Source organism: Desmonostoc vinosum, assembly GCF_059505385.1.
In genome coordinates this window covers 45,148-51,147 of record NZ_JCACKM010000040.1, presented here as the reverse complement: position 1 = coordinate 51,147, position 6,000 = coordinate 45,148, and the positions used below count along the sequence as shown (strand labels likewise).

General features: G+C 40.8%; 4 protein-coding genes. 1 reads left to right on the top strand and 3 read right to left on the bottom strand.

Annotated elements, in window-relative coordinates:
- Nucleotides 1-94: 94 nt before the first annotated feature.
- The 3 genes from AC5JMF_RS06825 to AC5JMF_RS06815 all read right to left on the bottom strand — a co-directional run bounded on the left by AC5JMF_RS06825 (nt 95) and on the right by AC5JMF_RS06815 (nt 2,602).
- Nucleotides 95-640 carry an RNA 2'-phosphotransferase gene (locus tag AC5JMF_RS06825; protein ID WP_495794944.1) on the bottom strand — a complete coding sequence of 182 codons (546 nt, stop codon included), beginning with the start codon at nt 638-640 and terminating at the stop codon, nt 95-97.
- A gap of 81 nt (nt 641-721) precedes the next feature.
- Entirely contained in the window at nt 722-2,035 is a 1,314-nt protein-coding gene (locus AC5JMF_RS06820; protein WP_495794943.1) for an amino acid permease, read from the bottom strand.
- A 192-nt stretch (nt 2,036-2,227) separates the two neighbouring features.
- Nucleotides 2,228-2,602 (bottom strand): hypothetical protein, encoded by a 375-nt coding sequence (locus AC5JMF_RS06815; protein ID WP_495794942.1) that lies wholly within the window; start codon nt 2,600-2,602, stop codon nt 2,228-2,230.
- A gap of 738 nt (nt 2,603-3,340) precedes the next feature.
- Here AC5JMF_RS06815 and AC5JMF_RS06810 point away from each other — a divergent pair.
- Entirely contained in the window at nt 3,341-5,308 is a 1,968-nt protein-coding gene (locus AC5JMF_RS06810) for a pentapeptide repeat-containing protein (RefSeq protein WP_495794941.1), read from the top strand.
- Nucleotides 5,309-6,000: the final 692 nt, after the last annotated feature.

Below are 6,000 nucleotides of genomic sequence, written 5' to 3'. Positions count from 1 at the left end.
GGGATGAGGGGGATGAGGGGGATGAGGGGGATGAGGGGGATGAGGGAGATGAGGGGGAGAAATGACAAATACACCAATTCCTAATTCTCAAAATCTAAATTTGTTTAAGATACTCTGGTGGCACATGTTCCACTAACCAAACATTATTATCAGAGCAGTAGAAAATGTAACCTAACTGATGCATTGCTGTAGCATCTATAGCAAAAACTATTGGTTTTCCATGTCTTGCACCTACGGTTTTTGCTGTATTAATGTCTGACGATAAATGGACATGATGACGTGACATTTTGCAAAGTCCTGTTTCCATGATGGACTTGGCTGATTTATGTCCAGTACCGTGATAAAGGACACTAGGAGGTGTAACAGGTTCTAATTGTAGATCAACTTCTACACTATGCCCTTGGTTAGCACGAATGAGAGTGCCTGTAGAGTCAAAAGCAAAGCGTTTTTTATCGTTGGTAGCGACTACTTCATTCAGTTCTTGACGCGTAATTGGAAATTTATGTTTGCTACAGGCTGCTATCAGTTCATCAACAGCAACCCAACCACCAGGAGCGAGTTGAATACCAATACGATCTGGTTGGTGGCGTAGATGTAGACTGAGATATTTGCTGATTTTTGTAAGGCGAGGATTATTCATGGGAAAGTCACAGATTGAGATTCTGCCCTATGGATACAAATGCGATCGCCATTTTTTGTGAAAATAGGTGTAGGGAAATTTTTATACTTGAGAAAATGTCAAAAGTTGTTTCAATATCAAACCTAAAGCAACTCCAATCATGATCGCGAGAGTGACTTTACCACCAGGAACAAGCGATTGATTAATATGATTGGAGTCTTTCTGCTGTTGTCGCTGCTTCCAACTCATCAAAGCCGGAATAATACCGCCTAAAACCGATACACCAAAAGTGCCAGTATAATCTAGAGCTATCAGAAAGATACTAGGATTGACTGCTCCAATACCCATGGGAGGGAAAAGAACTAGAGAATATAGGGGGAAGCGACTAAAAGCTTCGCGTTGTGCAACTAAGGAAATATCTTTGAAAAAATCCAGTAACCCGTATACAAATCCAATAAACGATGTAATAATCGCGAATTCCGAGAAAATAGAGACTAAAACTCCTAACCATTCCCCCGTACCACCAGCTCGCAGAGTTTGCAGTGGGTCAAAAACGACTCTACCATCAGATGAACCAGGCAACATTTCAAGACTCACACTTCCCAAAATCACTGTATTCCACGCCAAGAACATGATCAAGGGAATTGCAGAACCAATGATAATAGATTGCCGAATTTTGCGAGCATCTCCCTCAAGTTGAGTCACAACCACGGGCACAACATTATGGTAAAACAAGGCGACACACATAACTGAGACAGCACTACCCAAAGCACTCCAGTCTTGAAATAAAAACTGGGTACTCTTAACCTGTCCTCCGGCTAGCAACAATAGTCCCAAAAAGGATACGATCACAATCCCGACAAAGGCGCTGTTTAATTTCTCAATAAACCTTTCTCGTCCCAGATACATGATGCCGCCAAACAAAAGCGTGAAAGCCGTTGTGCCTACCCAAGTTGGCACGATGTTCTGTAAACCCCAAACTTTTTCAACCGCAGATACTAAAATCTCTCCGCCTTGAGTAACGTATGCAACTAACAAAGCATAGTGCATGAACAAGTATGCACCACCAGCTATACGCGCTCCCAACCTACCAAGAGTTTTCTCAACAATTGCCAACAAGCCTACACTTGGCCGTCCTTCCAGAAGCATCGCGTTTAAAGTCACTTCCGCAATCAACAAACCTGAAACTAAAGCATAGAGCCAAACAGCAATGAGCAGCGCTGTCGAAGGCACAATTCCAGATGGTAGAGTTACCGTAGGCAAAGCAAGAATCCCTGCACCAACTGTAGTACCCGCAATCAATGCTGTACTCCCCAATACACTACCCGGTTGATGATGTAGCTGATTACCATCAAATTCTAGATGTGAAAACAACCGAGTAATTTGCTCTTGGTTGGTCTTGAGAACGGTCTTCATAAGGTTTACGCAAAGATACGTATCTTGCTAATAACACATTGTTAACTTTAAGTAATGTAAACAATGTTAGCAAAAACTGTCTTGAAAAGAGAGTGGGGACTGGGGACTGGGGACTGGGGAATTGTCATTGATTATTCTCCGCGTCCCTGCGTCTCCCTCATCCCCCTCATCTCAACGAAGAGAAACGCTATATTACATGCTTGGCGAGTCTTCATCAGAGAAGATGTCAGTGATGCTGATTACCGACGGGATACCTTGGTTAACTGGAGAACTGATACTAATTTTGGCCTGGTTGGCAAACCGTTTTAGCTTGCTAGCCAAGTGAGGCACAGTCATCATGATCTGCTGATAGCTTTCTATATCATGACAAATCATGACTAACATCAAAATGCCACTATTGACCTTAAAATACCAGTGACAACTAGACAGTACAATACGCACCATGCGATCGCACGCTAAGAAAAACTTTTTTTTGATTGTTTCTTCGAGTTGACTAAGCAGAATTTCACTAATTAGCGTTGTTCTGTATGAAGGCAAGTCATCTGGAGATAGGTATGGTTGTTTCATAGAATTTTGAAGTGATTCAGAAAAATTTAGAGTAGAAGTAAACAGTAAATAGTCAAGAAACTCTGAACTTTTGACCTTACGTAGCGAAGTAAAGTAAGAGTTGCAAATCAGATTAAGATTGTGAGTTACGTCAGGTTGTTAGATAGTTTACGGTAACACCCGTTCACTCCTAATACAGATTTTTATATAATTCAGATCGCGCTCTTTCTGATTTTCCTTATGATTCTTTAGCAATTAATCTACAAAAATCAATACTTTTTATTCCTTCTTCAAAAAGGCAGGGAGATAGGGAGATGAGGGAGATGAGGGGGATGAGGGGGATGAGGGAGATGAGGGAGATGAGGGGGATGAGGGAGAAGAAATTAGTGATGACTGATAATTGAGCCGAGAAAAGATGTATTATTTCAAAATCAGGGTGATGTATTGGAAACTGCTTGGATAAACAGTAAAGGTGTATTTTAATATACCCAAACAAATTAAATTAGCGTAGTGTAAAGCCTTCTCCTAACGGAGACGCCAAGGGCGAACGGTATAGCTTCGCTTAGAGTCCCCAAGCTTCATTAAGCTGTTATGCATTTTATTTGTATATTTACTTGTGAGGGTTGTCATTTGTCATTGGTCATTTACATCCAAGAACAAATGACCAATGACAAAGGACAGTTTTAACACCAAAATATACAATCTAAACGCGTATCAACTAACGAATTACGAATTACGAATTACGAATTAGTACTAGCCATGCCTCAAGACTTTTCCGGTCGGAATCTCAGAGGTCGTTCTTTTAAGAACCAGAACCTTGCAAATGCAAACTTTAGCTATGCAGATATCACAAGTGCAGATTTTACTGATGCTAACTTGAGGAATGCAAATTTTAGTCATGCTAAAGCAGGATTAAGGCATCTTCAACTAATTGGGTTGTTGCTAGTCTTATGGCTAATGCTAGGTATGTTGGGATGGTTTTCGCAATTGATTTTTGATTTTGTCATATCTTATGTTAATTCTTATGAATTTACATTTCTAGAAAAAATATTTATCAATGTAATAGCTGTTATTGGATATGTAGTATTTTTGGTTGCCAGTGTTAACAAGAACTTATTAACAGGATTGAGAGTTGCAGTGATCGCTGGAGCTGTAAATGGAGCTTTGATTGGAGGCATCACTGAATCTGTGAATGGAGCCTTAATTGGAGCTTTAGTTGGTGGTTTGGGTGGAACGATCGCGGGGATAATTTTTGTGGCTATGGCGATCGCTTTTGCTGGCGCTTTTGCCTTAACTAACGCAGGAGCCATAATTGCAGCAGCTGTTTTAATCTTTGGTTTGGCCTTTGCCGGTTCTGCTACTGGGGTGATTGCCGGGGTGATGGCTGGAGTGTTGATTGGGATTGCGGCTGGTGCTTCAGTGTTGTTGAGTGCTTACATTGGGTGGCGTGCTTTAGCTGGAGAAAAAAATACTTGGGTGCGTTCATTGGCGATCAATTTTGCGGCGACAGGAGGCACAAGTTTTCGCAAAGCTGATTTAACTAACGCCAATTTCACTAAAGCCACGCTGGCAAACACTGACTTAAGAAATGCAATCCTCACCCATACCTGTTGGCATCAGGTTAAATTGCTTAACCGCGTTCGTCCAGGAAAAAGTTACTTACAAAATCAAAAAATATGCCAACTATTAGTAACAGGAAACGGACAAAATAAAAATTTTGAGCATCAAGATTTGCGGGGAGTTTACTTACAAAAAGCTAACTTAGTCGATGCCAGCTTTATTGGTACAGACTTAAGTACAGCCAACTTACAAAATGCTGATTTATCCAGAGCCAAGTTAGTACAAACACAGTTAGACGGAACTGATTTTACAGATGCTTACCTAACTGGAGCTTTTATACAAGACTGGAGTATTACCAGTAACACAAAATTCGATGGAGTAAGGTGTGAATACATTTACAGGCACTTACCCACACAAGAAAATCCTGATCCTCAACGCAAACCAGACAACAGGCGAGGAGTATTTAAAAGAGGAGAATTTGTTGATTTTATTAAACCACTTGTTGACACACTAGACCTCTATCATCAGCAAGAGGTTGATCCTCATGCGATCGCTATTTCATTGAAACAGTTAGCCAAAAATCATCCTGAAGCCAAGCTAGAAATAGTTGCGATCGAGAAACGAGGTCAAGATAGATTTATACTACGTGCTAAAACTGCTCCTACTGTTGACAAATCACAATTGAGTGAAGAATATTTTGCTACCTATAATCAGCTAAAAAACTTGATTGGAGAAAAAAAACTACTGTTATTAGAAAAAGATCAACACATTCGTTATTTAGAAAACACAGTATTTGCAGCTCTACAGCGTCCTGATCTCTACTCAAACACTCAAATAGAAGCATTAAGAAAAATAACTGAGAATACGGGTAGTAATTCCGAGAGCCTTAGCAGCGGTAACTTGTCTCAAGTTAACAATAATCAACAAACTGATATAGCTACATCCAATAAAAAACAGCTAACTCAAGAAGACATAATCCAGATGTTAGCTCAAATTGAGCAATTACTAGGAATACCCCCAGAACCACCAAAGTTTACTAAACAAATACCACTCAAGCATCCAGAAATTGCTGCACAAGAGGCCTTAAATTCTGAATTTGCTGAACAATCAGCAGCCAAAAAGCTCAAACGGTTAGTATCATTGATTTTTCGCGACAGACGTTCGTGAGGGGATGAGAGGGATGTGGTACCCTGCGGGTTCTGCTTCGCAGTACGACTTCGCTCACCAACCGGGGGATGAGGGAGCAGGGGAAGCAGGGGGAGAAATAGCAAACACCCAGTCCCCAATCCCCAGTCTTAGATCTTGCACCTGCCCAATCTCCCGCCAGAGAATAAATTCTCGCTCTTATTAGGTCAAGTCCACTTAAGTGGACTAAAATCTCTGCTTTTTGTGAGATTTAGTCTAGGCTGTTGACTTTGTTGGTTTTTAGGCGATTTTGCGGAAAATTATTCGTGTTCTTTTTTGTTTGTGGAAAAACGGCTGGAACAGCCGTTTTTCCACAAAAATAGTCAACACACTTTCTGCATGAACCCTTATGGGCAAAAGAGTACAAAGTTTACAGCCTAGATTTAGTCCTCTTGAGAGGACTTTTGCTATTAGCCATAGGTTTCTAACCTATGGCGGTTTTTGGGACTGGTGCAAGATATCAGCAGTCCCCAATCCCCAGTCCCCAATCCCCAATCCCCAGTCCCCAGTCCCCATTTTCACAACAACCGCAATAGTAAATACTCAAAAAAAGTAAAGATAAGTAATGCTTATTAAAGAAGTTTGAACTATTGCATCACTCGCGACATCATTCATCTACTCTTTAAATCAGCGAACAGTATACAATGAAAATTTATTAGGCGTATGCTAAGGGA

Coding starts and splice junctions, on each gene's coding strand:
- AC5JMF_RS06825 (WP_495794944.1), bottom strand. CDS start 640: ATGAATAATCCTCGCCTTACAAAAATCAGCAAATATCTCAGTCTACAT.
- AC5JMF_RS06820 (WP_495794943.1), bottom strand. CDS start 2,035: ATGAAGACCGTTCTCAAGACCAACCAAGAGCAAATTACTCGGTTGTTT.
- AC5JMF_RS06815 (WP_495794942.1), bottom strand. CDS start 2,602: ATGAAACAACCATACCTATCTCCAGATGACTTGCCTTCATACAGAACA.
- AC5JMF_RS06810 (WP_495794941.1), top strand. CDS start 3,341: ATGCCTCAAGACTTTTCCGGTCGGAATCTCAGAGGTCGTTCTTTTAAG.